This window comes from Microbacterium sp. bgisy189, from assembly GCF_965345345.1.
Lineage (GTDB): Bacteria > Actinomycetota > Actinomycetes > Actinomycetales > Microbacteriaceae > Microbacterium.
This window is the reverse complement of record NZ_CBDRMZ010000003.1, coordinates 341,189-366,967: the sequence shown is the minus strand read 5'-3', so window position 1 is coordinate 366,967 and position 25,779 is coordinate 341,189. Positions and strand designations below refer to the sequence as shown.

The window sequence follows — 25,779 nt, the reverse complement described above, 5'->3', positions numbered from 1 at the left end:
CTCCTCGATTCCCGCTGCGCAAGGTCAACACCATGACACACCTCCCTCTTCACTCCGCCCTGCCCTCATCCCGCACGCTCACCCGTTCCCTCGCCGCCGTCACCGCGATTGCGGTCGGAGCTCTCACCCTCGCCGGATGCGCCTCATCCGAACCGGAAGTGACATCACCACAGCCTGTAGCCACCACCCACGTGCACAGCATCGTGCCTGCCCCGGACGGAAACGGGTTCCTCATCGGCACCCACGAAGGCATCTACACCGCCACCGAGGACGGCCAGCTCGGTGACCCGGTCGCCGGCCCCGTGTTCGATGCGATGGGTCTGACCTCGATCGACGGCACCCTGATCGCCTCCGGTCACCCCGGGCCCGACACTCCTCCCGAACTCGGCGCCCCGCACCTGGGCATCATCCGCAGCACCGACACCGCGCAGTCCTGGCAACCCGTCGCCTACACCGGCGAGAAGGACTTCCACGTCCTCGCCGCCGGCCCTAGCGGCACCCTGTACGGCATCACGACCGACAACCCCGACATCCTCACCAGCACCGACCAGGGCCAGACATGGGCACCCACCGGCAGCGCCCTGCCGGCGTTCAACCTGACCGTCGACGCAGATGAACGCCTCATCGCATCCACTCCCGACGGACTACAGGTGAGCCTCGACGGCGGGGGCCGCTTCGTCCCGTGGGACGGTGCCCCACTCATCGCACTTCTCAACACGTCCCCCGACCGGCAACGCATTGTCGGGATTGGCAGCGGCAACACCCTCTGGGTCGCGCAGGCAGGATCACAGGCGTGGGAGCAAGTGGGCGTTGCCCCAGCCACCCCGCAGGCCGTTGCGATTACCGACACTGGCGACATCCTTATCGCCGGGGAATCGGGGCTCACCGCGCTACCCGTCTCCGAGCAGTTGACCTCACCGAACTGACCGACCATGACGGACATCCAGAACGTCACTGACGACGTCCCATGCGGTTGCGGCCCCACTGCGGAAGAGGCCCGCGCGCTACGTGGGGGAATCACTCGGAGGCGCGCGCTCAGCGCCGGCGCGATCGGGGTCTTCCTCGCCGCGACCGGAGCCAGCCTCGCTCCATCAGCATTCGCCGCGGAATACCCCACCTGGGATGACGTCGAAAAGGCTCGGAACAACGAGGCCGCGAAGGGCGCCGAAGTCACCCGAATTCAAGGGCTGATCCGATCACTCGAGCAGGACGTGGACACGAAGCAAGCCGAAGCCGACCGGCTCGGCCAAGAACATGTCCTCGCTCTGGAGGCCTACGAGGACGCCGTCGCGCGCGCCGAGTCCCTCCAGCAACAGGCCGACGCAGAGTCGGCCCGGGCCGACTCTGCCGCCGCCAAGCTTGGTGCCCTCGCGGCTGAGCAATACCGCTCAGGGAACACCGATCCGACCCTGGACCTGTTCTTTTCCGGCTCCGCCGGTTCCGCAGACGATCTGCTGTCCCGGTTGGGGTCGATGGACCGTCTCGTCGACGCGAACCGGGAGGTCTACGCCGACGCTGCTGGCGCCCGCGACAGCGCACGCCACCTCAGCGATCAAGCTCAGGTAGCTCGCGACGAACGTAACCGCCGGGAGGCGGAAGCCGAACAGAAGATGCAGACGGCGCAAGCAGCGGCGCAGGCAGCCCTGGACGCGCTAGCTAGTCAGAACGAGTACCGTGACGTGCTCGACGCTCAACTCGCAGCCCTTCAAGACACAACATCCCGCACGATCAGCCAGTACCAGGCCGGCGTGGAAGCTCGACGCAGGGAACGCGAGGCGCGCATCCGCCGTGCGCGGGAAGCAGCGGCTGCCCGCGCACGCGAAGAAGAACGACGCCGCCGCGAGGAAGAACGGCGCCGACAAGCCCCAAACAACGTCGGAACCGGAGGCGAAAGCTCCAGTAGCGGGGGCAGCGGCGGGAAGGTCCAGTCCTCCGGGTGGGTTCGACCGGCGCACGGATGGATCAGCTCATGGTTCGGAACCCGCGGCAGCATCTGCCGCAACGGCTACTGCACCCGCGCCGGCCACCGCGGGATTGACTTCGCGAGCAGCTGCGGATCCCCGATCTACGCCGCGTACCCCGGCACCGTCATCTTCGCTGGATACAGCGGCGCATGGGGCAACTACATCAAGATCCAGCACGCAGACGGCACGGTCACTGGGTACGCGCACATCATCAACGGTGGCTACAACGTCAACTACGGGCAACGAGTGCGCGCCGGTCAAGTTATCGCGTACATCGGCAGCACCGGCGCCTCCAGCGGCTGCCACCTCCACTTCGAGGTGTACATCGGCGGCGTCCGGGTTGACCCTGCCCCCTTCCTCCGAGCACGAGGGGTCGCAGTTTGAACCACCCCACGCCCGGACCGCCCGCGGGCACAACTGTTCGCCGCTCGGAGGCAGCACCTGACGAAGAGCGAACATCTGCCCTGGAGCATGCGTTGCAACTGCGTGCCTTCGATGGCCGCATGACCGTTCCGGAGAGGGCAGCCCATATTGCTGTGTACCTTGAGCTGGCGCGAGAGCTTGATACACGCGACGCGCAGTCCGAGGGTGTATCGCCTGACCTGTGCGCGTGGGACGCTACGGTCATTCAGGCCGCCGACGCCTGCCGGGAAGTTGCGGTGATGCTCGGCCAGGCCACCGTCGAGCTGGCCGCGGTACGGAATACGGTGCGGCGGTGCCTTTCCGCGATCTCGTCGTGTGGCGACATCTGCGGACCACACAAGGAGGCCACTGCTTCCTGCGCACGGCGAGTGGACATCGCCAGACGAGGGGCGAAGGCTTGCGCGGACCTCATTTCATCCATCTGAGCAGCCTTCCGCTGCGGTCGCACCGGTAACGATCGTTTCCGGGCGAGCCGAGGCTGCGTCAACCGGCCGCCGTGAACGTTGGCCGTATTGAACCTGGTTTACGGCCGCCATTCATCGACAGACCTCAACCCCCTACCTCGACCCTCGACCCCGCTCTAGGGTGACCGCATGTCGGGGAAGGCCCCCGAAGAAAGGAAAGCAGCCATGACTGTTGCAGATCAGATGCTCGCCACCCACCCGAAAGTCGGTTTCGCCGCAACCCAGGACGCCCTTCTGCGCTGTATCGAGGCATGCGCCGAATGCGCCCAGGCATGTACCGCCTGCGCGGACGCATGCCTCGGAGAAGACATGGTCGCGGAGCTCGTTACATGCATCCGGAAGAACTCGGACTGCGCAGACATCTGCGCCGCCACAGGTGCAGTGCTCTCCCGCCAAACCGCACCGGATGTTGCAACGGTTCGCGCCCTGCTCGAAGCCTGCCGCACCGCCTGCGCGTCCTGTGCCGCCGAGTGTGAACAGCACGCAGACATGCATGAGCACTGCCGCGTGTGCGCCGAATCCTGCCGCCGCTGCGAGGAGGCATGCACCGACCTTCTCGCCGCTCTCTAAAGCGGCCCAGGTTCGCAGTCCTCCTGCGAGCACTACCCGCCATTGGCGGTCGCTGACGGGACGGTCGATGCCGCAATCGCCCGCCCCGTCACCGTCGCCGCACCCCCTCCCATCCGAACAGGAGACGTCATGACCGCGAACGACCACCCCGATCCCAAGCAGAACGACCAAAGCGCAGCGACCGACGATCACAGCCAGCAGGGTCATTCCAAGCCCTGGAAAATGTATCTCCGATTCGGGGCGATGATCCTCACCGGGATGGTTGTCATGTACTGGGTGATGTTCGTCGGCTCCTGGGAGTGGAGCCACATCCGCTTCAGCGAAAGCCGCGTCTTCATGGCCCTGACCATGGGCGGTGCGATGGGGTTGGTGATGCTGGCGTGGATGCTCAACATGTACAAGAGCGTCAAAGCGAACATCGCCGTCGCCACAGTTAGCGTCCTGCTGCTCGCCGGCGGAGTCGCGCTTGACCGCAGTCAGATCACCGTGGACGACACCGCCTGGATGAACGCGATGATCCCCCACCACTCCCTCGCCATCACCCGCTCCGAACGTGCACAGATCCAGGACGTTCGCGTCTGCGAACTCGCCGCCGAAATCAGCGCGGCACAGCGCAACGAAATCCTCGAGATGAACTGGCTCATCGACGACATTTCGAGCAATGGAATCGCTGAAACCCCAGAAGAGGCGCAGGCCCGTCCCGCCCCGACGTTCGATGAGACAGCCCTGCGAGGATGCCCCAACGAGTAGCTGCTCTCAATCTGCCCTTGTCGGAGTGTGATGACGCTGGAAGCGAGCCTCACCACGTGGTGTCAAAAACGATCGTTTACGGCACGGCCGGCGCCGACGCGGATCAGCACTCAACACGCCGGGCGATGGAACCGCCGAAACCCCCCGCCGTAACGGCCACTGGCCGAAGCCCTCATCGGACGTTTTCGGTGGGTCGAACGTGAGTTCGGGAAGGGCTGCCATATGTGACCGCAAGGGGATCCCTATCCGACATACGGTTCCATCGAGTACCTGGTTCCGCGAGACATTCGATTGTGGAGTTCGTCGCTCTTTGGCGGCGTTCTGTGATGGCTTTGCGTCGCTAGTTTCCGATGACGAGGATGCTGGCCGCGGCTTCAACGACGTCGTCGGTGATCGTGTCGAGCTGGTTGATCTTTAGTACCCGGGTGATCTGGGGGAAAAGTCGTTCGAGGAGGCGGAAGTTGCCGCGGGTGATTCGTTCGATCGCGGCGACGGCCTGCGCGTCGGTGAAGTCGTCAAGGTCAAGGACCTTACCTAACCGTTTCCAGTGGCGGTCCAAGACGAAGAGCAGTTCCTCGCGGCCCAGGGTCCGGTACTGGTGTGAGAATCCAAGTCTGCTGAAGAGTTGCGGGTAGTGACGGAAGCGCTCGTCGATGCCCGGCATTCCGATCAGGATGATCGCGAGGTGGGTGCGGTCGTGTTGGTCACGAAGCAGCTCGAGGGCGCTCGGCGTGAGTCGTTCGGCTTCGTCGATGATGAGCAGCTCAATGAGGCGCTTGACGTCGTTCTGCCTGGACGAGGCGGCGTCTGTGCTGAGCGACCTGAGGTGCTCGTCGGCGCAGATGCCGACTTTCATCTGCCAGTGGTCGATGTCGCTCATGAGGTCTTTCGGGCGGCAGAGGACTTCGGGTGTGTAGAAGACGGTGCGAGATCGGTTCGCGAGTGCATAGTGTTTGGCGTCGTGGTCTCCGCGGGGGCCCCACTCGTCGATATAGGGCTCGAGGATGTCCCAATTCGCGTACCGGCGCGCGGAGTTGGTTTTCCCGACGCCAGCTGGACCGTGGCAGATCCCGATCGTTTTGTCCTTTCGGACGGCGTTGGCGAACTCGGTGAAGCGTCGGTGCTCCTTTGTGACGATAAACGCGTGGCTCATCATTCGTCCTCCTCGTAGGTGCGCAACCGGGGCCGCCTCGGTGCGGAGTCAGGTGTGCGGGTTTCCTCGCGGTGAGCGACCCTGGGGATGCGGTCATTGATCGTGCGACGTAGTTCCCGGCGCCGTGCTCGGCGTGCGGTTTCGATGTCGCGGAGGCTGAGGCGGAGGTTCGGGTGGGCTTCATCGATGGCGGTGCAGATGAACGTGTCTCGGTCGTAGACGCGAATCTCGGAGATGTCGCGGGGGTCGTAGCGGATGGTGATCGTGTGTCCGACGAAGGGTGCCAGGGTTGGGGCGAGGTACCGCTGGCCTTGGAAGTGGATACCGTCTCGTTGGACGACACGATTCTTCGGGACCGTGAGAAGGAGCCCGTCGAGTTCCTCGAGGCTGTCAGGCATGCGGGGAAGCCAACCGTCCGCGATCCATGCCTCTTTCGGAGAAATTCCGAGTTCGCTATGGGTGCGGTCGTTGTAGGTCGCGATGAAGGCGCTGATGGCACGATCAAGCTCTGTGAGATCGATGACTGGCTTCGGGTTCCTGTTCCCGCGGCTCATATGCCCGGGCAAAGTTGCTAGAAGCTCGGAGTTGACGGTGCGGAAGAATCGCTCGACCTTCCCGCGCCCCTGTGGCCGGCCGACCGTGGAATGGATGATCCGCACGTGCAGCGCGATGGCGGTGCGTTCCAGGTGGCGGCTGGTGAAGTCGGAGCCGTGATCGACATGGAGAACGTCGGGAATCCCGCACATCGCCCAGGCAGGGTCGGTCTTGCGCCAGATCGCCTGCCGGAGTGCGAGGGCGGTGTTCATCGCGGAGGGTGCACCCGTGAACACCATGTAGCCGCAGATCGCGCGGGAGTGATCATCCAGCACGGTCGTCAACCAGGGCCGATCGGGTTTCCCGTCGGCATCGACGATGAGGATATCGAGTTCGGTGTGATCGGACTGCCACGTCTGGTTCGGGTGCTCGGCGCGGCGACGAAACACGAGTTCGTGCTTGTTCCGGTACGACGCCGGCCCCTCCAACGCAAGCGTGACCAGGGCCGGGTCAAGTTCCATCACGATCTCTCTGACCGTCGAGTAGCTCGGCGCGGGGAGCTCTCGTTGCGTCGCATCGGCGGCGGCGAGGCGATGGAGGGTAGCGAGGGCGGGGCGAGGTTTGGTTAGAGCCAGGCGTTCGATGAACGCCACGGTCTCGGGCCGTGTGCGTCGCACCCCCTGGTCACTGCGGGGATGAGAGTCGAGCGCGGCGGGGCCGCCGTCGCGGTACAGCTGGTGCCAGCGTTGAAGCGTTCTTGCGCTGATCCCGCAATCCCGGGCGAGGACGGCGAGCGGGATCTGGTCTTCGACATGCAGCCGAAGGATCCGCCACCGCTCATCCCCATCCAAGATCGCTACATCGTCGAGGTACGTGACGCGTGCGCTTGCTGATGCCGGTACAGCGTCGCGCGGCTCCACCCCACGAGACGAGCCGCCTCTTCCGCGGTGCGGCCCCTAGACCGAGCCTCAGCCACAAGCTGCAACTTCTCCGCGATCACGACCGGGTCGGACAGGGGTCGACCGAACCGGGTTCCGTTTTGACGTGCGGCCGCGATGCCGGCGTTGACCCGCTCGACTATCAGTTCGCGTTCGTACTCCGCCAAAGTGGCCAGCATGTTCAGCATCAGCCTGCCCGTTGAGGTCGTCGGGTCGATGCCATCCGAGATGGACCGAACGTGCACGCCTCGCTCGCGCAGCAGGTTGACCGTGTTCAGCACATCGATGAGCGATCGCCCGAGGCGGTCGACCCGCCAGACGACGACGGTGTCGCCCTCGGCCGCGTGCTCGAACAGCTTCCTCATGCCGGGGCGCTCGCTCGCCTTCCGACTCCCGGAGGTCACGTCCCTGAAGACATCCCGCTTCTGCACTCCCGCCGCCACGAGCGCGTCGAGTTGAAGCTGCGCATCCTGGCTCGTCGTACTCACTCGCGTGTACCCCAGAAGCCTCATACGCTCAGTATGACTCAGAAAACCCCTCTGCAAACGCATGTGAGACAAAACGCGACGAGACGAATTATCAAGACAGAAGGACCCACGAGATTGCGCCCGAATCAACCGCGACTCTTCGGGCCTGGGCCGTGTCTCGAAAAACTGTTCTTAACCAAGACGACGCCTCATGATGCAGGTAACGCAATCTTGCTCGCCTTTCGTCAGACGACGGGAGCATTGCGTCGCGTTTTTTCTTCGACAGGCCGTACCTCCTCACGGGCGGCGAACAAGGTTGCTTCGCTCAGAAGTCGACGCTGAAGACGGTGCGCAGTGCGTCCATCGCCTCGGGGCGTGCCTTGTAGTAGACCCAGACGCCGCGCTTTTCCCTGTCGACGAGTCCGGCGTCGTGCAGGATCTTCAGGTGGTGGCTGAGGGTCGATTGTGAGAGGTCAAAGCCCTCGGTGAGGTCGCACATCGCGCACGCCTCGCCGTTCTCGTGCGAGAGCACCATGGACATCAGGCGCAACCGAACGGGGTCTGCCAGAGCCTTGAGCATCCGGGAGAGCGGTTCCGCCTGCGCGGGTGTGATCGGCTCGCGGGACAGCGGCGTGCAGTAACCCAATGCACTATCCACGGGAAGCACCAAGAGGGACGTCGACATGTCTCCATCCTCTCAGACTTCGACACTTTGACAAGTATCGAAGTCTGAGTAGCATGGAATCGGACTTCGAAGATGATCGAAGTCATGTCGATCGAAGGAGAGATCCCTTGAATGCACCCGCCGCCCTCGTCCGTTCCAAGTACCGCGCCCTCGGGGGCGGATGCGTGAGTTGCTCCGGTGACCTCGTCGCAGTTGAGGCACTCCCCGGCGTGCAGAAGGTCGATGCCCTGGTTTCCGGTGTCGTCCTGGTCACCCACGACGGCACCGTCACTGAAGCCGCCGTGATCGAAGCAGCAAGGAAGGCCGGCTTGGCCCTATCGGCGACGGGGCCGGCTCGCCCGGTTCGCGCCTGACCTGCTGCTACCTCCCCACGAGCTGAAAGAGGAAAGACCAGGATGAGTACTGACGCGAGCACGCCGTCACAGGTGGCCGAACCAGCAGCCCCGCGGCTGGTTCGCCGCACATGGTGGCGGAAACCCGAAACGGTGACCCTCGCGGTGGCGGCAGTGCTGCTGGCCGTGGGCTTGATCGTGGAGTGGACGATCCACTCCGAGCCGGTCGCGCTGGCGCTGTTCTGGGCGTCGATCATCGTCGGCGGTGTCTATCCGCTCCGCAGCGCAGTGCGGGCGGTGCGCAACAAGCGCCTGACGATATCCGTGTTGCTGGTCGTGGCCGCGATCGGGGCGATCGCGCTGGGCGTCATCGAGGAGGCCGCGATGCTCGTCGTCATCTTCAGCCTGGGTGAAGCGATGGAGGCCTACGCCACCGACCGTGCGCGCGGGTCCATCAGCGCACTCATGGAGCTGGCACCCCCGACCGCCAACCGAGTCACCGACGGTAGCCAGACCGAGACCGTTGCGGTGGAGGAACTGCATCCCGGTGACGTGGTGCTCGTGCGCCCCGGTGAACGCCTGCCCACTGATGGCGTCGTCGCCGAGGGTGTCTCCTGGGTGGACGCCAGCCCGGTGACTGGAGAGTCGGTGCCGGTCGAGGCCACTGTCAGCACCGAGGTCTTCGGCGGGAGCCTGAACGGCAACGGGGTGCTGCGTGTGCAGGTCACCAAAGAGCACTACGACACCGTGCTCGCCCGAGTGATCGAGCAAGTCGAGGAAGCCCAAGCCAAGCGGGGCGGAGCCGAGCGGTTCGCCGACAGGTTCAGTGCCGTCTACACGCCCGCGATGTTCGTCCTGGCCATCGTCGTGGCCCTGGTGCTGCCGCTGCTCGGGTTCGAGTGGCGCGAGGCGATCTATCGGGCACTCGTCGTCCTGGTCGTCTCCTGCTCGTGCGCGCTGGTCATCTCCGTGCCGGTCAGCGTCGTCACCGCGATCGCCCGCGGCGCGCGCGATGGCATCCTCATCAAGGGCGGGATCTACCTCGAACGACTGGCCGACATCAAGGTCGTCGCTTTCGACAAGACCGGCACCCTGACCCGCGGCCGGCCTGCCCTGGCAGGCGTCACCCCCGTCGGCGACGTGACAGAGCACGATGCCCTGGCCCTGGCGGCCGCGGTCGAGGGCGGCAGCGAGCACCCCATCGCCAGCGCGATCGTCACCGGCGCCCGCGCCCACAACCTCACGATTCCCGCCGCCTGGAACGCCCGCGCGCTGCCCGGTGCCGGCATGGAGGCCACGGTCAACGGCCGCGCCCTGCACATCGGCCGTCCCACGGCCGCCGACCGCACCGACCCCGACGTTGGGCGTGCGGTCTCTCAAGCCGAGGCGGAAGGCCGTACCGCAGTCGTGCTCCGCGACGCCAGTCGACCGTTGGCCGTGGTGGCAGTGGCCGACCAGCTGCGCCCCGACGCGCAGAGCACCATCGACGAGCTGCGTGCGCTGGGGATCAAACGGATCCTGATGCTCACCGGCGACAACACCACCGTGGCCAAGTCCACCGCCACAGACCTGGGACTCGACGATTATCGCGCCGAACTGTTACCCGAGGACAAGTCCGCCGCCGTGCTCGAGCTGCGCGAAACGTACGGCGTGATCGCCATGGTCGGTGACGGCGTCAACGACGCCCCCGCACTGGCCAACGCCGATCTGGCCATCGCAATGGGCGCCGCCGCCACCGACGTCGCACTGGAGACCGCCGACGTCGCCCTCATGGCCGACGAGCTCGACCGGCTCCCCGCCGCGATCCGCCTCTCGCGCCGCGCCCGGAACAACATCAAGATCAACATCGCGCTCAGCCTTGCTGTTGTGGCGGTTCTGATCGTCGCAGCCCTCGCAGGCTGGATGTCGCTGACCACCGGTCTCCTGCTGAACGAAGGCAGCGCCGCACTGATCATCCTCAACGGCCTACGCATGCTGGCCCCGGGCCGCGGCGAAACACGCCGGAAGCGGATAACTACAATCACCTGACCACGCTCGCGTGACGGCCGCCCGGTAAGGGATCCTCCGCGGGTCGTACCGGGGATAGGTCTCCTGAGGTCGGTGGAAGGCGTGCCTACTGGTGGTTCCAGACCTTGATCGAGGACAGCAACAGGAGCAGGACGAGCAGTGGGATGAGGATCAGGCTGGGGATCACATCGAGGAGGAAGCCGCCGGCGATTGTGCCGGCGATCGATCCCGCCGTCATCGCGATCAGGAACCGCTTGTTCTGACCGAGCACCTGTAGCGGGCGAAAGCGACCAGCATGGTCGGCAGCGAGACCAGCAGAGAGAGGCTTCCGGCGATCTTGATGTCGGTGCCGTAGAAAAGCACGATCGTGGGGATCAGCAATTCCCCACCGGCAACGCCCATCAGTGCCGCGAAAACGCCGATAAGGCTACCGGCGATCACGCCGAGGATCGTCCGGGGACCAGGGGCAGGTTCAGGGGTTCGACGGCGAAGAAGTGGGTGACGAAGAGCAGGATCGCGATCAGCACCAGTAGGACCGCGATCACCCGGTACAGGGCCTTCCAGCCAAGTCTCGTCGCCCAGTGCGCGCCGACCCACGCGCCGATCAGGCTTCCGGCCAGCAGGTTCAGGACGATGTACAAGTACGGGGAGAGCTCGGCCAGTGGCACGCTGATCAGCCGTGCGGGGATGGCGGTGATCACGACGATCAGGCTCATCGCCTTGTTCATGATGATCGCGGGCAGCGCGGCGAACCCGAACACACCGATCAACTCGCCGCTTTCGCCATCGGAGCGTTCATCTTTCCATGAGCAGTCCCGCTGAAGGATCCCTACCGGGCACCCCACGGCGCCAGATAGCGATGAAGATTCACCGCCGCGGAGCGATCAAATTCACACATTCGATCTCTCACGCCCCAATAGGGGTGTCTGCTCACTGTTCCGTTGAACGGTGGGTATGCGGGACAGAAGTTGCACCTGACGGGTGCCGAGGCGGCCGCTCGGAGCATGCGAGTGCGGGCGCCCACGGTCGGGAGGAGCCAGAGTCAGCTCCACGTCCAATAGGGCGATGCCAGGTTGCCCCATGGTGGCGCCGAGCCCCTGGACAGTGGTGCGCGGCTTCCAGCAAGGCGCCCGGGCGCCAAGGGAAGGCAGAATTTGTGGAGTTCCCGGCACATTCCCGGCACAAAGCTAGGGATCGGTTGGCTTCGAACTACCGCTGCGACTCGGTCAAGGCCCGTCAGGGGCGGTGAGGTCGACGCCAGTAAGGCCCTTCCACCTGGGAATAAGAAGAACCCCCTCGGTGTAGAAGCCACCTCGGGGGTTCAGTGGCTCCGACGGGCGTCGATCCCGTGACCTCACGATTTTCAGTTGGATGGTCTCCTGCTTGGGGAGCCAGGAGAAGGCTCGCTCCGCGCGGCGCGTCAAGGGCGCTTCGCGTTCTCCTTCGGAGAATGGCTGCGAGCAGCCACCCTTGACCCGCCGCGCTCCGCTCGCAGGAAGGCAAGGAGGTCCGAATGGCGAGGGCCATTCGGCCCTCATCAAATCTGACATGGTGGCCGGTGGCGAGCCGCGAGACGGGGTCGCGTCAGTCTGCGTCTGTCCGGGACACCCAGGTCGAGAGTGTCTCGACGGCGCGACGTCCCTCTGCGCTGAGAACGTGTCGATACGGGTCGGAGGCCTCGGGGCTGCTGTGCCCGCTGACACCGGAGAATGCCGCCCAGGGGATGCCGGCGTGCTCGGAGAGGGTGACATAGGAGTGCCGGAGCCAGTGCGTCGTCGCGGTGGGCTGATCGATGCCGGCGGACTTCAGTGTTTGTCGGAGATCGTTGTTGTCGTCCTGGTTGGTGAGTGGCGCGCCGTCCGGCCGGTGCCATACCAAGTCGTGAGGGTTCGGCGTGAGGTCCGTTTCGCGGAAGTCGAGGAGCAGTTGAGCCATCACCTTGGTGAGGGGGATCTGTCGCGGCTTGTCGTTCTTCGGCCGCACCAGCACGTAACGGTCCCGCAGAAGGTGCCATTCGAGGTCGTCGGACAACTCGATGTTCCGCTGCGGGCATCGCCCTGCCCGCTTGTAGCCGCAGGTGTTGTCGCACCCGTGGGAGAAGTCGGCTTCGGTCAGGGACCACGCGAGGGTCGCCGCGTGACTGTCGAGATCGATATCAGACCATCGCAATGCGCGTGCCTCACCGCTCCGCATGCCGGTCAGCAACCCCATCGTCCAGCGGGCACTACCGGCGTCCAGTAGCGCTTTCGCCTCCTCGCGCGACAGTGAAGCCCGCGCCTTTCCGACGCGTGCGCGCCGCGGCGGCGTGAGCATGGCAACGTTCTCGGTGATGAGTCGCTCCGCGCGGGCATGCTCAAGGATCGTCACGAGCGTGCGGTGCGCGCTTGCCACGCTCGCATCCCCGGCACCGGATTGCCGGATGCTGGCATGCAGACGCCGCACATCAGTAGGTGTGAGCTCGCTGACGAGACGCCGTCCAAGGACCGGGATGATCTTCCCGCGCACGTTCGACCGGTAGTTCGCCAGGGTGCTCGGCTTCGCTCGCTTCGACACATCCGCGAGCCACTCGTCCGCGACGTCGACGACGCGGGCTGACCGGTCAAGTACCCGACCGTACGTTTCACGCTCACGCAGCATCGCGTTGAGCTTCTTGACCGCTTCCTCCTTCGACTTCGACATCCGCGCCTTCTGTAGCCGCTTGCCCGTCTCCGGATCGAAGCCCGCATCAATGACCGCACGCCACATCCCCCTGGATGCGACCCAGTAGAGCGCGCCCTGCCCGTGCTCACGCGACTTCGACATGTACCGAGGATACGCCTTGGTGTACACATAGGTGTACACATGGGCATCACGTCCTGTCACGCCATGTGGCGTCGAAACCCCGGAATCCCGCGGATCGAGGAGCGTACTCAACTCGATAAGTGTGATTGGGAAGCAGAAGTTCTGCCATTGAACTACAGCCCCATGCCGGCGAACCGGCTCGGTCAGCTTAGCAAACGGTCCATCGAAGGATGTCGGGCAAGAGCCCTCTGGTGCGCTCTGCCGCAGACGCAGCGTTCGCCGACATCCGCGCCGGCGTTCGCTGCGGCATCGAGGCTGAGCGGCATCGCGACTAAGCTGGCCGCGTGCTGCTGAGCGACCGCGACATCCGATCCGAGATCGACAAGGGCCGCATCGCCCTCGACCCGTGGGATGCCGCAATGGTGCAGCCCTCGAGCGTCGACGTGCGCCTGGACCGGTACTTTCGACTGTTCGACAACCACAAGTACCCGTTCATCGACCCCGCCGAGGATCAGCCCGAGCTGACGCGGCTCATCGAGGTCGCGCCCGACGAACCGTTCATCCTGCACCCCGGCGAGTTCGCGCTCGGCGCCACCTTCGAGCAGATCAGCCTGCCCGACGACGTCGCCGCCCGCCTCGAGGGCAAGTCGTCGCTCGGCCGCCTCGGCCTCATCACCCACTCGACCGCAGGGTTCATCGACCCCGGCTTCTCGGGACACGTGACCCTTGAGCTCGCGAACGTCGCGACCCTGCCGATCAAGCTGTGGCCAGGCATGAAGATCGGCCAGTTCTGCTTCTTCCGGCTCTCCTCGGCGGCCGAGAACCCCTACGGCAGCGGCCCCTACGGCAACCGCTACCAGGGCCAGCGCGGCCCGACCGCGTCGCGATCGTTCCAGAACTTCCACCGCACCGATGTCGGCGCGACGGATGCCGGGTCTCGGGGGGCCTGACCGCCGGCATCCGCCCGTCGTCGCACGGCGTGCTGCAGTCGCCCGCCGTGCACAACTGCGGGCCGAAACCACGACGCGCCGCCCCGGGGTGACCGGAGACGGCGTGTCACGACCGATTCCCGCAGTTGTGCACGGCGGGGCCGAGCGGTCAGGCGTGGTGGTGGTGGATGTGGGTGTGGTGCACGTGCGTGGTGTGCCCGCCGTGGCGGTGCCCACCGTGCCCGTGTCCGCGGTGGCCGAAGCGGTCGCCGTGACGGTGTCCGCACGGGCCGTCGAGCTCATCGTGGTGGTGCGGACCGAAGCCCGGGCGACCCTGGCGAAAGCGCTCGCCGGGAGCGCCGATCCGCGCGAACGGACCGCGGCGGCGGCGCGGGCGCGGGGTCTCGTCCCAGCCGAGTTCGCGGGCGATCGCTTCGAGTGAGGCGAGGGTCGTTGCGAAGTCCTCGTCCGAGACGCTGCCTGCGACGCGAGCGCGGATGCCGGCGACCTGCGCCGACAGGCGCTCGGCCGCGGCGCGGCCGTCATCGGTGAGCTGCCACTCGCCATCGGTCTCGGTCACCCAGCCGCGCTCGACGAGGCGACGCAGCTTCTTGCCGCGCAGCCGGTCGGCGGCGCCGGGTGCCGTCCGCTCGCCGGCCAGCGTGCTCAGCACGCGCCAGTCGCGTCGGGTGATGCCGTCGGCGGCGAACGCGGCCGCGAACTCGTCGGCCAGCCGGGCGTCCACCTCGCGCAGCCAGAAGCCGAGCGGGCGGGGAGTGTTGGTGTCGTTGTGTTCGGTGTTCATGAGAAGTCCTCTCGTTGTGCGACCGCCCCTCGGCCGCATCGCATGTCGCTTGACATGTACATGCAGTGTGACATGTAATTCCTTCACATGTCAAGTTGCATGTAAATTGGATGCTGTGACCGAGCGTGAACCGACCCCCGCAGAACTCGATGCGCTGCACGACGCGCTCTCCCGGCTGCGCGGGCGACGCGGCCCTGGGCCCATGGGTGGTCCTGGACAGTGGGGCCCCGGCGGCCATCGTGGACACCACGGCGGTGCGCATGAGCACGGCGGGCACGCCGGACCGCCCCCGTTCGCCGGTCGCGGCCCGTTCGGCCCCGGCGGTCGCGGCGGCGGGCCCGCGCGCGTTCGGCTGCTCGAAGCGCTCGCCTCGGCATCCGAGCCCCTCACCGTCAGCGAACTCGGGGAGCGGATCGGCGTCGACCAGCCGCGTGCCTCGAAGCTCGTGCAGCACGCCGTCGAGATGGGTCTCGTGCGCCGCGAAGCCGACCCCGACGACGCGCGCCGCACACGCATCGTGCTCACCGACGACGGCGCGACACTCGCCCGAGGCATGCGCGGCGAACGCCACGATCAGCTGTCGACGGCGCTGTCGGGGTTCACGCCCGACGAACGCGCCGAGCTCGTGCGCCTGCTCGGCAAGCTCGCCGACAACTGGCCCCGCTGACGGCGCGTCATACCGCGACTGCGCGTCATACCGCGACTGCGCCAGTTTCCGGCATCCGCGCCATCGATCGATGCCGCAGTCGCCGAGAACTGGCGCAGTCGTGTGAAACCAGCGTCCCGCTCAGCAGCCGCTGGCCTTCAGGTCCGCTTCGAGCAGGGGCAGCAGTGCTCGCGCGTTGAGGATCGTGTTCGACAACTGTTCGAGCGCCTCCTGGGCGGCCTGGGCCTCGGGTCCGGCCACGCTGCCCCACTTCTCGAGCACCTCGAGGTGGCGAAGTTGCGCTTCACGCGCCGTTGCCATCGCCTCCCAGGTCACCCACGCACCCTCGACGTTCAGGTCGAGGTGTACGACGTAGACGCGGCCACCCTCCTCGGCCCACTCGGGCCGCTCGACGGTGCCGGCATCTGGAACCCTCGACAGGTACGCCTCGATCGCGGCGTCGCTCTCCGCGCGGTAAAGCATGGTCTCGGCGCGCGACTGCTGCAGTTGCGCGAGCAGGTCGGCCGCCGTCTTCGCCGTCTCGTCGGCCAGTGCCGCTGCTGCCGGGTACGCAGCTTCCGCCGCGGCAAGTTCCTTCTGGAGGGCCTTGATCAGTTGTCGAACGTCCCAGCAGTGCTGCGCCTTGTCGCTCTTGCTGCGGTTCGCGTAGTCGCCTCCGCCACCCCCACCACCGGTGGACGTCTGATTGTCGGCGTCGCTGAGGCCACCGCCCGGTTGGATATCGGCTGTCTGGCGCGGCTCTTTGGACGCGCAGACCACGGTCTCATACGGATGTTTCGTCGCGTACGCCTGACATTCGGTGGTGCCGTCGAGCGCGCTGGCCGGCGTGGCTCCTGCGACCAGGCCGAGCACCGTCGCGATGGCGATCGCCAACCCGCTCCACCCAACCCGCTGCCTGCGTGATGTCATGGCGACCTCCTCGAATCGTTGTGCCAGACGATGAGAGGAGTCGGAGTCCGACTCGGCTGATACCGTGACTGCGCCAGTCCCCGGCATCCGCGCCATCGATCGATGCCGCAGTCGCCGCGAACTGACGCAGTCGTGTGAACGGGCCGCGTCAGACCTGTTCGTGCTTCGGCAGCTTCACGAACAGCAGCAGGGCGAGACCGACGGCCAGCACGAGGGTGATGCCGAGGATGCCGTAGTGCGTCGCCCCGAACCATGCGATGAGCGCCGACCACAACAGTGGCGAGAGGAAGCTCATCACGCGGCCGGTGGTGGCGTAGAGCCCGAAGATCTCGCCCTGCATGCCGTCGGGGGTGAGTCGTGCGAGCAGCGCACGACTGGATGCCTGTGCCGGGCCGACGGCGGCCGACAGGATGATGCCGCCCACCCAGAACACGGTCTTGCCGCCTTCGCGGAAGAAGAACACGAACAGCGCACTGACGATCAGGATGCCGAGGGCGGCCACGATCACGTTGCGTGCGCCGAAGCGGTCGTCGAGCCGCCCGACGAGGATCGTCGAGACGCCGGCGACGAGGTTGAGCGCGATGCCGAAGATGATGACCTCGGTCGCCGAGAAGCCGAACGAGACCGCCGCGAGCACGCCACCGAACGCGAACACGCCGGCGAGACCGTCGCGGTAGACGGCGCTCGCGATGAGGAACCACGCCGTCGCGCGGTGCTCGCGGAACAGCTTCGCGACATCCTTGACCAGCACGACGTAGCCCGCGAAGAACCCGACGCGGGGGCGGTCGAGTCGGGCCGGCGATTCGGGCACGTTCAGCACGAACGGCACCGCGAACGCGATCGTCCACACCGCCGCGCCGAGCGCGATGAGCCGGTAGGCGAGCCCGTTGGAGGTGTCCATGCCGAACCACTCGAACTGGTTGAGCACGACGACGATGACGAGGGCCAGGATGCCGCCGATGTACCCGAGTCCCCAACCGAGGCCGCTGACGCGCCCGACGGTCTTCGGTGTGGAGACCTGCACGAGCATGGCGTTGTAGTTCACGCCGGCGATCTCGGACGCCACCGATCCGAGCGCGACTGCTGCTGCGCCGAGCCAGAAGTACGCGGGGTCGGCTGAGACGAAGAACAGCACGAACTGCATGAGTGCGAGCGCGGCGGTCGCGCCGACCACCCAGCGCTTCTTCGTGCCGTTCGCGTCGGCGCGCTGTCCGAGCACCGGGGCGAGCACGAGCACGAGGATGCCCGCGGCGAACGTGATCCAGCCGTACCACTCGGTGAGGTCGGCGAGCCCTTGGCAGTATGGGGTCGCGGCATCCGCGTCGGTTGCACACGTGAGGGTGCCGTCGGCGTTCTGGGCGGCGATCTCGGCGGGCAGGAACGCATCAGAGACGAGGTAGAGCGAGACGAAGACGAACGTCAGGATGACGGAGTTGAACGGCTGCGTCGCCCAGTCCCACAGTGCCCACGACCACACCTGGCGGCGGGGCGGGGCGTCGGCGGACTGTGCGGGTGCGGCGGGCTGATCGTGCTGCGACATGTCGGTCACACTGCGTCTCTTCCGTGAACGGATGGTGCCGCACCCTGATGGATGCCGCGTGCCGCGCCGGTGCGGGCTGTGCTCAGGCTATCGGCGCGGGGTGCTCGCGCCGCCATTCGCGCTCGAGGATCGCGTAGCGGGCCGTGTCGGTCCATTCGCCCTTCAGGAACATGTCCTCGACGAAGTGGCCTTCGTGACGCATCCCCAGCCGTTCGCAGAGCGCGACCGACGCGGTGTTGCGCGGGTCGAGTTCGGCATAGACCCTGTGCAGGTCGAGCGGGCCGAAGCAGTAATCCAGCAGCATCCGCGCCGCCTCGGCCGCGTACCCTTTGCCTTGCGCTGCGGGCAGCAGAATCCAGCCGATCTCGGCCGTGCGGTCGTCGATGCTGTGCATCGTGAGGTACATCGTGCCGACGAAGGCGCCGTGCTCGTCTCGGATCGCCGGCTGCAGGTAGTCGTCGATCGCCGCGAGTCGCGTGCGCGGCGCATCGCGGGCGAGCACTTCTTCGACCTGCTCGCGGGTGCGAGGCCCGTAGAGGAGGTACCGGGTCACGGCTGGATCGGATTGCATGGCGAACAGCGGGTCGATGTCGTCCGGCCGCAGCGGATCGAGTGTGACGCGCTCGCCGGTGAGGCGCGTGAAGTCGGCCGGAAGTCCCATGCCGCCATCATGCTCTGGCTGCCGACCCGGGGCGAGCCTGAAAACTTGATATGAGTCGGCTCAACTTGGTTTGACAGGGTGGATGCCGGGGTCTATCGTGGAGCTCGGGACAAGTTGAGTCGTCCTGACTCAATCCCGAAGATTTTTCCACTCACACAGAAGGAGAAGCACACATGGCACGTGCAGTGGGTATCGACCTCGGTACGACGAACTCCGTCGTCGCCGTCCTCGAGGGCGGCGAGCCGAAGGTCATCGCGAACGCAGAAGGATTCCGCACGACCCCCTCGGTCGTCGCCTTCACCAAGGATGGCGAGGTGCTCGTCGGCGAGACCGCCAAGCGCCAGGCCGTCACCAACGTCGACCGAACGCTGACCTCGGTCAAGCGTCACATGGGCACCGACTGGAAGACCCAGGAGATCGACGGCAAGGCCTACACGCCGCAGGAGATCTCGGCGCGTATCCTCCAGAAGCTCAAGCGTGACGCCGAGGAGTACCTCGGTGACACGGTCACCGACGCCGTCATCACGGTGCCGGCGTACTTCAACGACGCCGAGCGTCAGGCCACCAAGGAGGCCGGTGAGATCGCGGGCCTGAACGTCCTGCGCATCATCAACGAGCCCACCGCCGCCGCCCTCGCGTACGGCCTGGACAAGGGCAAGGAAGACGAGCTCATCCTCGTCTTCGACCTCGGTGGCGGTACCTTCGACGTCTCGCTGCTCGAAGTGGGCAAGGACGACGACTTCTCGACCATCCAGGTGCGCGCCACCGCCGGTGACAACCGCCTCGGTGGTGACGACTGGGACCAGCGCGTCGTCGAGTACTTGATCAAGCAGTTCAAGGACACCACCGGTGTCGACGTCTCGGGCGACAAGATCGCACTGCAGCGCCTCAAGGAGGCTGCAGAGCAGGCCAAGAAGGAGCTGTCGTCCTCGACGAGCACCAGCATCAACCTGCCCTACCTCTCGCTGACCGACTCGGGCCCCGTCTCGCTGAGCGAGACGCTGAGCCGCGCGAAGTTCGAGGACCTCACCAAGGACCTGCTCGACCGCACCAAGAAGCCGTTCGAGGACGTCATCCGCGAGGCCGGCATCAAGGTCGCCGACATCGACCACGTCGTGCTCGTGGGTGGTTCCACCCGCATGCCCGCCGTCGCCGAACTGGTCAAGAAGGAGACCGGCAAGGACGCCAACAAGGGTGTCAACCCTGACGAGGTCGTCGCCGTCGGCGCCGCCCTGCAGGCCGGTGTCCTCAAGGGTGAGCGCAAGGACGTGCTGCTCATCGACGTCACCCCGCTGAGCCTCGGCATCGAGACCAAGGGCGGCATCATGACCAAGCTCATCGAGCGCAACACCGCCATCCCGACCAAGCGCAGCGAGACCTTCACGACCGCCGACGACAACCAGCCGTCGGTTGCGATCCAGGTCTTCCAGGGCGAGCGTGACTTCACGCGCGACAACAAGCCGCTGGGCACGTTTGAGCTGACCGGCATCGCACCGGCGCCGCGCGGCATTCCGCAGGTCGAGGTCACCTTCGACATCGACGCCAACGGCATCGTGCACGTGTCGGCCAAGGACAAGGGCACCGGCAAGGAGCAGTCGATGACGATCACCGGCGGCTCGTCGCTGCCCAAGGAGGACATCGAGCGCATGGTGCGCGAGGCCGAGGAGCACGCCGCCGAAGACAAGAAGCGTCGCGAGGCCGCCGAGGTGCGCAACCAGGCCGAGACCCTCTCGTACTCGATCGAGAAGCTCATCGCCGACAACGCCGAGAAGCTGCCCGAAGAGGTCAAGACAGAGGTCCAGGCCGACGTCGACGCACTCAAGACGGCGCTCGCGGGCGAGGATGACGAGGCCGTGAAGACCGCGTTCGACAAGCTCAACGCGTCGCAGGGCAAGCTCGGCGAAGCGATCTACGCCTCCTCGCAGGCCGAGCAGTCGGCGGATGCCGGCGAGCAGCCCGCGTCCGAGGGCGAGAATGCGGCATCCTCGGATGAAGATGTCGTCGACGCCGAGGTCGTGGACGACGAGGACGAGAAGAAGTAAGCATGACGAACAAGGACTTCGAACAGCCCGATGATGGCGACGAGGTCCTCGGCGAGGAGGGGTCGGAGGCGCAGGTCTCCGACCCCGACCCGCAGGAGGACGCAGACGGCAACGTGCCCGGAGCCGACACCGACGGTGTCAGCGAAGAAGAGCTGACCGTCGAAGACATCCTCGGCGCCACGCAGACCGACGACGCGACGGTCGCCGACGCGGATGCCAAGGATCACGACCTGCTGCTGGACCTCAAGCGGGTCCAGGCGGAGTACGCCAACTACCGCCGCCGCACCGAGGACCAGCGCGAGACCGAGATCGAGCGTGCCAAGGGTGGCGTTGCCAAGGGGCTGCTGCCCGTGCTCGACGACCTCGACCGTGCGGAGAAGCACGGCGACCTCGAGGCCGGCACGCCGTTCGCGGCGATCGCCGACAAGCTGCGCGGCGTCGTGCAGCGTATGGGTGTCGTCACGTTCGGCGAGGCCGGCGAGGCGTTCGACCCGCAGCAGCACGAAGCGATCTTCCAGGCGCCGACACCCGGCACCGAGGTCGCGACCGTGCTCGAGGTCGTTGAAGTCGGCTACCGCCTCGGCGGTATCGAACTGCGCCCGGCGAAGGTCGTCGTCGCCGTTCCGGCGGAGTAGGAGGATACATGGCCAGTCAGGACTGGTTCGACAAGGACTTCTACAAGGTCCTGGGTGTGGCCAAGGACGTCTCCGACGCTGACCTGAAGAAGACATACCGCAAGCTCGCGCGCAAGTATCACCCGGATTCGAATCCGGGGGATGCCGCCGCAGAGGCGAAGTTCAAGGAGATGAGTGAGGCGTACGCCGTGCTCAGCGACCGTGAGCAGCGCGAAGAGTACGACCAGATCCGCGCGATGGGATCGGGTGCCCGCTTTCAGGCGCCCGGTTCCGGCGGCGGCGGTGGCGGGTTCGAAGACGTCTTCAGCCGCTTCGGTCAGGGCCGCGGTGGCACGTCGCAGGCCGACTTCGATGACATCTTCGCGATGTTCGGCCAGCAGGGCGGCGGCTTCGGCTCGGGCCGCTTCGGTCAGTCGACCGGCGGATTCCGGGGCTTCGGCGGTCCGCAGCGCGGCGCCGACGTCTCGGCACGCACAACGATCGACTTCGTCACTGCCACCAAGGGCGACACCATCAGCCTGCAGGGCGAGGACGGCAAGCCGTTCAAGGTGAAGATCCCTGCCGGTGTGAAGGACGGCCAGAAGATCAAATTGCGCGGCCGCGGCCGCCCGTCGCCTGACGGCGGCGAACCCGGAGACATCGTCGTGAGCGTGACCGTCAGACCCCACTCCGTCTTCACCCGCGACGGCCTCAATCTGCGCGTGACCGTGCCGGTGACCTTCACCGAGGCCGCCCTCGGCGCCACGATCGAGGTGCCCACCCTCGATGGCGAGCCCGTGCGACTGCGGGTGGCACCCGGCACGCCTTCGGGGCGCGTGCTGCGTGTGAAGGGCCGCGGTGTGCAGACCGCGAAGGGCACCGGCGACTTGCTCGCCGAGGTGCAGGTCGCAGTGCCCGCACACCTCGATGACGAGGCGCGCGAAGCGCTCGAGCGCTTCCAGCAGCTCGAGCCGAAAGAGAACCCGCGCGCCGACCTCATGAACAAGGCCCGCCATGGCTGACGAGCGGGTCGACGAGGACGCCCCGATCCTTGCGATCGCGGTGGCCGCAGACCTCGCCGAGATGCACCCGCAGACCCTGCGGCAGTACGACCGCCTCGGCCTCGTCGTGCCCGAACGCACCCGCGGCGGATCGCGACGCTACTCCCTGCGCCACGTCCGCCAGCTGCGACAGGTCGCGGCGATGTCGGCCGACGGCATGAGCCTGCCCGCGATCGCACGCATCCTCGAACTCGAAGACGAAGTGCGCGCACTGCGACGGCAGGTGCGCGACCTCGAGCAGCGCGTCCGCGACGAGGTCGACCACCGTCGCGGCGCCCGCGTGTTCGCGGCCGGAGCGAGCGGAGCGGTCATCACCCTGCGCCACGGCACGCGCGTGCGCCGCGCGACCGAGGTCGTGCTCTGGCGCCCCCCGCAGGAGGACGACGAGGACTGACGGCGCGGATGCTGTTTCGCGTCGAGGGGTTATGACGGATCGATCCGCAGCACGTTCCCGTCGCCCGAGATCGCGACGTCGTCGATCACCCGCAGCGTGCGGGCGAGCTCGTCGACGGCGCCGATCGCGGTGCCGAAGCGCTCACGGTCGCTGCAGACGGCGGTCACCGTGATGAGGTGCGTTGTGCGATCCCACGTGTAGGTCGCGAACGGGGGCGTGTTCGGTTGCGGCGGCAACGGCATCGCGAGCTTCTCGCCGAGCCCGAGGTGGGCGGTGCGGAAGTCCTCGGTGTCGTCGTACTCCATCGGCATCATGGCGCGCGCGGCCCGCAGCTGCGGTGTCGCCTGCTGGATCTGTGCCATGACGACGAGCAGTTCGGGGTCGGCCTTCCACACCCACGCGAGCACGCGGCCGTCGGCCTTGCGCATGAGCAGCGGCGCCACCTGGCTCGCCGCCCATGCCGCGAACCCGCCGCCGCGGCGTCCTGTCGTGCCGGTGAGGGCACCCGCCTGCGACATCAGCATGCGGATCGCGGCCTTGCGGTGGCGACGCCCCTTCAGCCCGAGCGAACCGGTCACCGGCACCCAACGGTTCGGGTCTGCCTCTGCGGTCAGTCGCTGCATGATTCCAGGGTAGGCGGTCACGTGGCAGCCGCCGAAGCGCGGGGCACCGCAAACGCCCCGCGGGCTCCGGGGTGCGTGCAGGGTGCTCGGGTAGAGTGGGCGCGCCGCCGCACAGAAAGGGCAGCCACCGACCGTGACTCCCCCCGCGACACCCGAATCTCTGGATGCCCGCACCCCGAACCGACCGCTGACCGTCGTGATGGCCGCCGACACCTTCGCGCCCGACGTCAACGGTGCCGCACGCTTCGCCGAGCGACTCTCGGCGGGGCTCGTCGAACGAGGACACGACGTGCACGTCGTCACGCCGAGCGTGACCCACCGCACCGCCGGCGTCTACACCGAGACGATCGAAGGCCAGGCTGTCACGGTGCACCGACTGCCCGGCTACCGCTGGTATCCGCACGACTGGCTGCGCTTCGTGCTGCCGTGGCGTGCCAAGCACTATGCACGCCGCATCCTCGACGAGATCAAGCCCGACGTCGTGCACAGTCAGTCGCACATCGTCATCGGTCGCGGACTCACCCGCATCGCGAATCAGCGCGGCATCCCGGTCGTGGCCACCAACCACGTCATGGCCGAGAACATCATCGACTTCACGACGCTGCCGCCGCTGCTCGACAAGGTGATGCTGAAGGCCGCGTGGGATGACGCCAAGCGCACCTTCGACATGTCGCGCGCCGTCACGACGCCCACCCGACGGGCGGCCGAGTTCCTCGAGCGCACGATCGACATCTCGGGGGTCATCCCGATCAGCTGCGGCATCGACGCCTCGAACTACACGCCGCAGCTCGGAGAGAAGGCCGACAAGCGCATCCTGTTCGTCGGCCGGCTCACCACCGAGAAGCACGTGGATGTCACCCTCCACGCGCTCGCGAAGCTCGCCGACCTCGACGTCACGTTCGACATCGTCGGCGGCGGCGACCAGCACCGCAACCTCGAGCAGCTCACCGCGCAACTCGGCCTGCAGGACCGGGTCGTCTTCCACGGCCGCGTCGCCGAAGAAGAACTGCGCGCGACGCTGTCGAAGGCGACCGTGTTCGCCATCTCGTCGATCGCCGAACTGCAGTCGATCGCGACGATGGAGGCCATGGCATCCGGCCTGCCCGTCGTCGCCGCCAATGCCGTCGCGCTGCCGCACCTCGTGCACGACGGCGAGAACGGCTACCTGTTCGAGCCGGGCGACGCCGACGACCTCGCCGACAAGCTGCGCCGCGTGCTCACCGCCGAACCGGCCGAGTACCTGCGCATGCAGCAGGCTTCGCTCGACGGCGTGAAGATCCACGACATCGCCCGCACCCTCGACACCTTCGAGGCGCTGTACCGGGGCGAACCGGTCGCACCGTGACGGCGGCGCCGGTGCGGCTGTTCTTCGACGCGCGCTACATCCGCACCGACTTCCACGACGGCATCAGCCGCTACTCGGCAGAGCTCGGCGCCGCCGTGCACCGGGATGCCGCTGGCCGCGGCGTCGAGGTGACCTTCCTCATCTTCGACGAGGCGCAGCGACGCTTCCTGCCCGATGACGCTGAGGTGCTCTGCATCCACGCGCCCACTGCGGTGCGGGAGCCCTTCACGGCGTTCGTGCTGAACCGGCACCGACCCGACGTCGTGTTCTCGCCGATGCAGACGATCGGCGCACTCGGTCGCCGGTACCGCCTCATCCTGACGCTGCACGACATGATCTACTACCGGCACCGCACGCCGCCGAAGGACCTGCCCTGGTACGTGCGCGTCGGGTGGCGGCTGTTCCACCTCAGTTATGTGCCGCAGCGGCTCACGCTGAACGCCGCCGACCTCGTCGCGACGGTGAGCGAGGAGAGCAAGCGGCAGTTCGACGAAGTGCGCCTCACGAAACGCCCCGTCGTCGTCGTGCCCAACGCGCCGCAGCGGCTCGCCGACCTGCTGCCGGACGGCGTGTCGGTGCGGCGCGACGGCGAGGTGCGAAACCTCGTCTACATGGGCTCGTTCATGCCCTACAAGAACGTCGCGACGCTCGTGCGCGCCATGGCGACGCTGCCCGGCCGCACGCTGCACCTGCTCAGCCGCATCTCGCGCGAGCGCCGTGCCGAGCTCGAAGACCTCGTGCCGCACGGCGTCGAGGTGCGGTTCCACGGCGGCGTCACCGACGCCGAGTACGCCGCGGCGCTCGCCGACGATGCCGTGCTCGTCACCGCCAGCCGCGACGAGGGGTACGGGCTGCCGGTCGCCGAAGCGCTCGCGCTCGGGGTGCCCGCCGTCGTCACCGACATGCCGATCTTCCGCGAGGTCGCCGGTGACGGCGCGCGCTACGCAGACCCCGACGACCCGGCAGCGTTCGCCGCAGCCGTGCGCAGCCTCGACGACCCGTCCGAGCGCGCCCGCGTGATCGCCGCGGGCTCGGCCCACATCGCGCAGTTCACCTGGACGCGGTCGGCCGGCATCCTGCTCGACGCCGTGGCCGGGCTCGCGCGCCGCTGATCGAAGGCG

28 protein-coding genes are annotated in these 25,779 nt (G+C 66.9%); 15 read left to right on the top strand and 13 right to left on the bottom strand.

The annotated features are described in order from the left end of the window. Positions 1-191 precede the first annotated feature (191 nt). The 5 genes from ACSF8R_RS06990 (at position 192) to ACSF8R_RS06970 (ending at position 4,171) form a co-directional block, all read left to right on the top strand. Complete coding sequence (locus tag ACSF8R_RS06990) at positions 192-926, top strand: hypothetical protein (protein ID WP_434811138.1); 735 nt, start codon at positions 192-194, stop codon at positions 924-926. 6 nt (positions 927-932) lie between these two features. Further along, complete coding sequence (locus tag ACSF8R_RS06985; protein ID WP_434811137.1) at positions 933-2,348, top strand: M23 family metallopeptidase; 1,416 nt, start codon at positions 933-935, stop codon at positions 2,346-2,348. Between the two features lie 119 nt (positions 2,349-2,467). Next, positions 2,468-2,812: a hypothetical protein gene (locus tag ACSF8R_RS06980; protein WP_434811136.1), complete on the top strand. Its 345-nt coding sequence runs from the start codon at positions 2,468-2,470 to the stop codon at positions 2,810-2,812. A 204-nt stretch (positions 2,813-3,016) separates the two neighbouring features. Then, positions 3,017-3,421, top strand: coding sequence for a four-helix bundle copper-binding protein (locus tag ACSF8R_RS06975; protein WP_082886195.1), 405 nt, complete (start codon positions 3,017-3,019; stop codon positions 3,419-3,421). 129 nt (positions 3,422-3,550) lie between these two features. Beyond that, positions 3,551-4,171, top strand: a complete 621-nt coding sequence (locus ACSF8R_RS06970) for a DUF305 domain-containing protein (protein ID WP_394279609.1) — start codon at positions 3,551-3,553, stop codon at positions 4,169-4,171. A gap of 340 nt (positions 4,172-4,511) precedes the next feature. On the opposite strand, the gene ACSF8R_RS06965 is transcribed toward ACSF8R_RS06970, so the two are convergent. From ACSF8R_RS06965 to ACSF8R_RS06950, 4 genes are all read right to left on the bottom strand, one after another. Next, positions 4,512-5,324 carry an AAA family ATPase gene (locus ACSF8R_RS06965; protein WP_274647537.1) on the bottom strand — a complete coding sequence of 271 codons (813 nt, stop codon included), beginning with the start codon at positions 5,322-5,324 and terminating at the stop codon, positions 4,512-4,514. Next, a complete protein-coding gene (locus ACSF8R_RS06960; RefSeq protein WP_431779804.1) occupies positions 5,324-6,778 on the bottom strand; it encodes a Mu transposase C-terminal domain-containing protein in 1,455 nt (484 codons plus the stop codon). Before ACSF8R_RS06960 ends, ACSF8R_RS06965 begins: the two co-directional genes overlap by 1 nt. Beyond that, positions 6,715-7,308 carry a recombinase family protein gene (locus tag ACSF8R_RS06955; protein WP_274647536.1) on the bottom strand — a complete coding sequence of 198 codons (594 nt, stop codon included), beginning with the start codon at positions 7,306-7,308 and terminating at the stop codon, positions 6,715-6,717. The genes ACSF8R_RS06960 and ACSF8R_RS06955 overlap by 64 nt, the downstream gene beginning before the upstream one ends. A gap of 280 nt (positions 7,309-7,588) precedes the next feature. Further along, a complete protein-coding gene (locus ACSF8R_RS06950) occupies positions 7,589-7,948 on the bottom strand; it encodes an ArsR/SmtB family transcription factor (protein WP_434811135.1) in 360 nt (119 codons plus the stop codon). Positions 7,949-8,001: 53 nt separating this feature from the next. Here ACSF8R_RS06950 and ACSF8R_RS06945 point away from each other — a divergent pair, with 53 nt between their 5' ends. Further along, positions 8,002-8,301 carry a hypothetical protein gene (locus ACSF8R_RS06945; protein WP_434811134.1) on the top strand — a complete coding sequence of 100 codons (300 nt, stop codon included), beginning with the start codon at positions 8,002-8,004 and terminating at the stop codon, positions 8,299-8,301. Positions 8,302-8,568: 267 nt separating this feature from the next. After that, the gene (locus tag ACSF8R_RS06940) at positions 8,569-10,308 is read left to right on the top strand and encodes a heavy metal translocating P-type ATPase (protein WP_434811133.1); all 1,740 of its coding nucleotides are present in this window, start codon (positions 8,569-8,571) and stop codon (positions 10,306-10,308) included. Positions 10,309-10,393: 85 nt separating this feature from the next. On the opposite strand, the gene ACSF8R_RS06935 is transcribed toward ACSF8R_RS06940, so the two are convergent. The 4 genes from ACSF8R_RS06935 to ACSF8R_RS06920 form a co-directional block, all read right to left on the bottom strand. Next, a complete protein-coding gene (locus tag ACSF8R_RS06935; protein WP_274647532.1) occupies positions 10,394-10,525 on the bottom strand; it encodes a hypothetical protein in 132 nt (43 codons plus the stop codon). Between the two features lie 5 nt (positions 10,526-10,530). After that, positions 10,531-10,728, bottom strand: a complete 198-nt coding sequence (locus tag ACSF8R_RS06930; RefSeq protein WP_274647531.1) for a TSUP family transporter — start codon at positions 10,726-10,728, stop codon at positions 10,531-10,533. Next, complete coding sequence (locus tag ACSF8R_RS06925; protein ID WP_274647530.1) at positions 10,725-11,057, bottom strand: hypothetical protein; 333 nt, start codon at positions 11,055-11,057, stop codon at positions 10,725-10,727. The genes ACSF8R_RS06930 and ACSF8R_RS06925 overlap by 4 nt, the downstream gene beginning before the upstream one ends. Positions 11,058-11,871: 814 nt before the next feature. Beyond that, positions 11,872-13,089: a tyrosine-type recombinase/integrase gene (locus tag ACSF8R_RS06920; RefSeq protein ID WP_434811132.1), complete on the bottom strand. Its 1,218-nt coding sequence runs from the start codon at positions 13,087-13,089 to the stop codon at positions 11,872-11,874. A gap of 323 nt (positions 13,090-13,412) precedes the next feature. Between ACSF8R_RS06920 and dcd the strand changes: the two genes are divergently transcribed. Beyond that, entirely contained in the window at positions 13,413-14,018 is a 606-nt protein-coding gene (dcd, locus tag ACSF8R_RS06915; RefSeq protein WP_434811131.1) for a dCTP deaminase, read from the top strand. 148 nt (positions 14,019-14,166) lie between these two features. Here the strand turns inward: dcd and ACSF8R_RS06910 are convergent, their stop codons facing one another. Continuing rightward, entirely contained in the window at positions 14,167-14,802 is a 636-nt protein-coding gene (locus tag ACSF8R_RS06910; protein WP_434811130.1) for a MarR family winged helix-turn-helix transcriptional regulator, read from the bottom strand. 115 nt (positions 14,803-14,917) lie between these two features. Between ACSF8R_RS06910 and ACSF8R_RS06905 the strand changes: the two genes are divergently transcribed. Then, positions 14,918-15,469 (top strand): MarR family winged helix-turn-helix transcriptional regulator, encoded by a 552-nt coding sequence (locus ACSF8R_RS06905; protein WP_434811129.1) that lies wholly within the window; start codon positions 14,918-14,920, stop codon positions 15,467-15,469. Between the two features lie 120 nt (positions 15,470-15,589). Here the strand turns inward: ACSF8R_RS06905 and ACSF8R_RS06900 are convergent, their stop codons facing one another. The 3 genes from ACSF8R_RS06900 to ACSF8R_RS06890 form a co-directional block, all read right to left on the bottom strand. After that, entirely contained in the window at positions 15,590-16,378 is a 789-nt protein-coding gene (locus tag ACSF8R_RS06900) for a hypothetical protein (RefSeq protein ID WP_434811128.1), read from the bottom strand. Between the two features lie 148 nt (positions 16,379-16,526). Next, positions 16,527-17,918, bottom strand: coding sequence for an MFS transporter (locus ACSF8R_RS06895; RefSeq protein WP_434811127.1), 1,392 nt, complete (start codon positions 17,916-17,918; stop codon positions 16,527-16,529). 82 nt (positions 17,919-18,000) lie between these two features. Next, on the bottom strand, positions 18,001-18,579 hold the full coding sequence (locus ACSF8R_RS06890; protein WP_434811126.1) for a GNAT family N-acetyltransferase: 579 nt from the start codon (positions 18,577-18,579) through the stop codon (positions 18,001-18,003). Positions 18,580-18,752: 173 nt separating this feature from the next. Between ACSF8R_RS06890 and dnaK the strand changes: the two genes are divergently transcribed. Genes dnaK through ACSF8R_RS06870 form a run of 4 tightly spaced genes read left to right on the top strand, consistent with a single transcriptional unit; the run spans position 18,753 to position 22,690 of the window. Next, a complete protein-coding gene (gene dnaK / locus ACSF8R_RS06885; protein WP_434811125.1) occupies positions 18,753-20,621 on the top strand; it encodes a molecular chaperone DnaK in 1,869 nt (622 codons plus the stop codon). A 2-nt stretch (positions 20,622-20,623) separates the two neighbouring features. After that, a complete protein-coding gene (locus tag ACSF8R_RS06880; protein ID WP_434811124.1) occupies positions 20,624-21,256 on the top strand; it encodes a nucleotide exchange factor GrpE in 633 nt (210 codons plus the stop codon). A gap of 8 nt (positions 21,257-21,264) precedes the next feature. After that, positions 21,265-22,257: a DnaJ C-terminal domain-containing protein gene (locus ACSF8R_RS06875; protein WP_434811123.1), complete on the top strand. Its 993-nt coding sequence runs from the start codon at positions 21,265-21,267 to the stop codon at positions 22,255-22,257. After that, positions 22,250-22,690 carry a heat shock protein transcriptional repressor HspR gene (locus ACSF8R_RS06870; RefSeq protein ID WP_434811122.1) on the top strand — a complete coding sequence of 147 codons (441 nt, stop codon included), beginning with the start codon at positions 22,250-22,252 and terminating at the stop codon, positions 22,688-22,690. The genes ACSF8R_RS06875 and ACSF8R_RS06870 overlap by 8 nt, the downstream gene beginning before the upstream one ends. A gap of 29 nt (positions 22,691-22,719) precedes the next feature. Here ACSF8R_RS06870 and ACSF8R_RS06865 read toward each other — a convergent pair whose 3' ends face one another. Then, positions 22,720-23,313 (bottom strand): hypothetical protein, encoded by a 594-nt coding sequence (locus tag ACSF8R_RS06865; protein ID WP_434811121.1) that lies wholly within the window; start codon positions 23,311-23,313, stop codon positions 22,720-22,722. Positions 23,314-23,446: 133 nt separating this feature from the next. Here ACSF8R_RS06865 and ACSF8R_RS06860 point away from each other — a divergent pair, with 133 nt between their 5' ends. Then, positions 23,447-24,658 carry a glycosyltransferase gene (locus ACSF8R_RS06860; protein WP_434811120.1) on the top strand — a complete coding sequence of 404 codons (1,212 nt, stop codon included), beginning with the start codon at positions 23,447-23,449 and terminating at the stop codon, positions 24,656-24,658. Positions 24,659-24,669: 11 nt separating this feature from the next. Continuing rightward, positions 24,670-25,770, top strand: a complete 1,101-nt coding sequence (locus ACSF8R_RS06855; protein ID WP_434811146.1) for a glycosyltransferase — start codon at positions 24,670-24,672, stop codon at positions 25,768-25,770. Positions 25,771-25,779 lie beyond the last annotated feature (9 nt).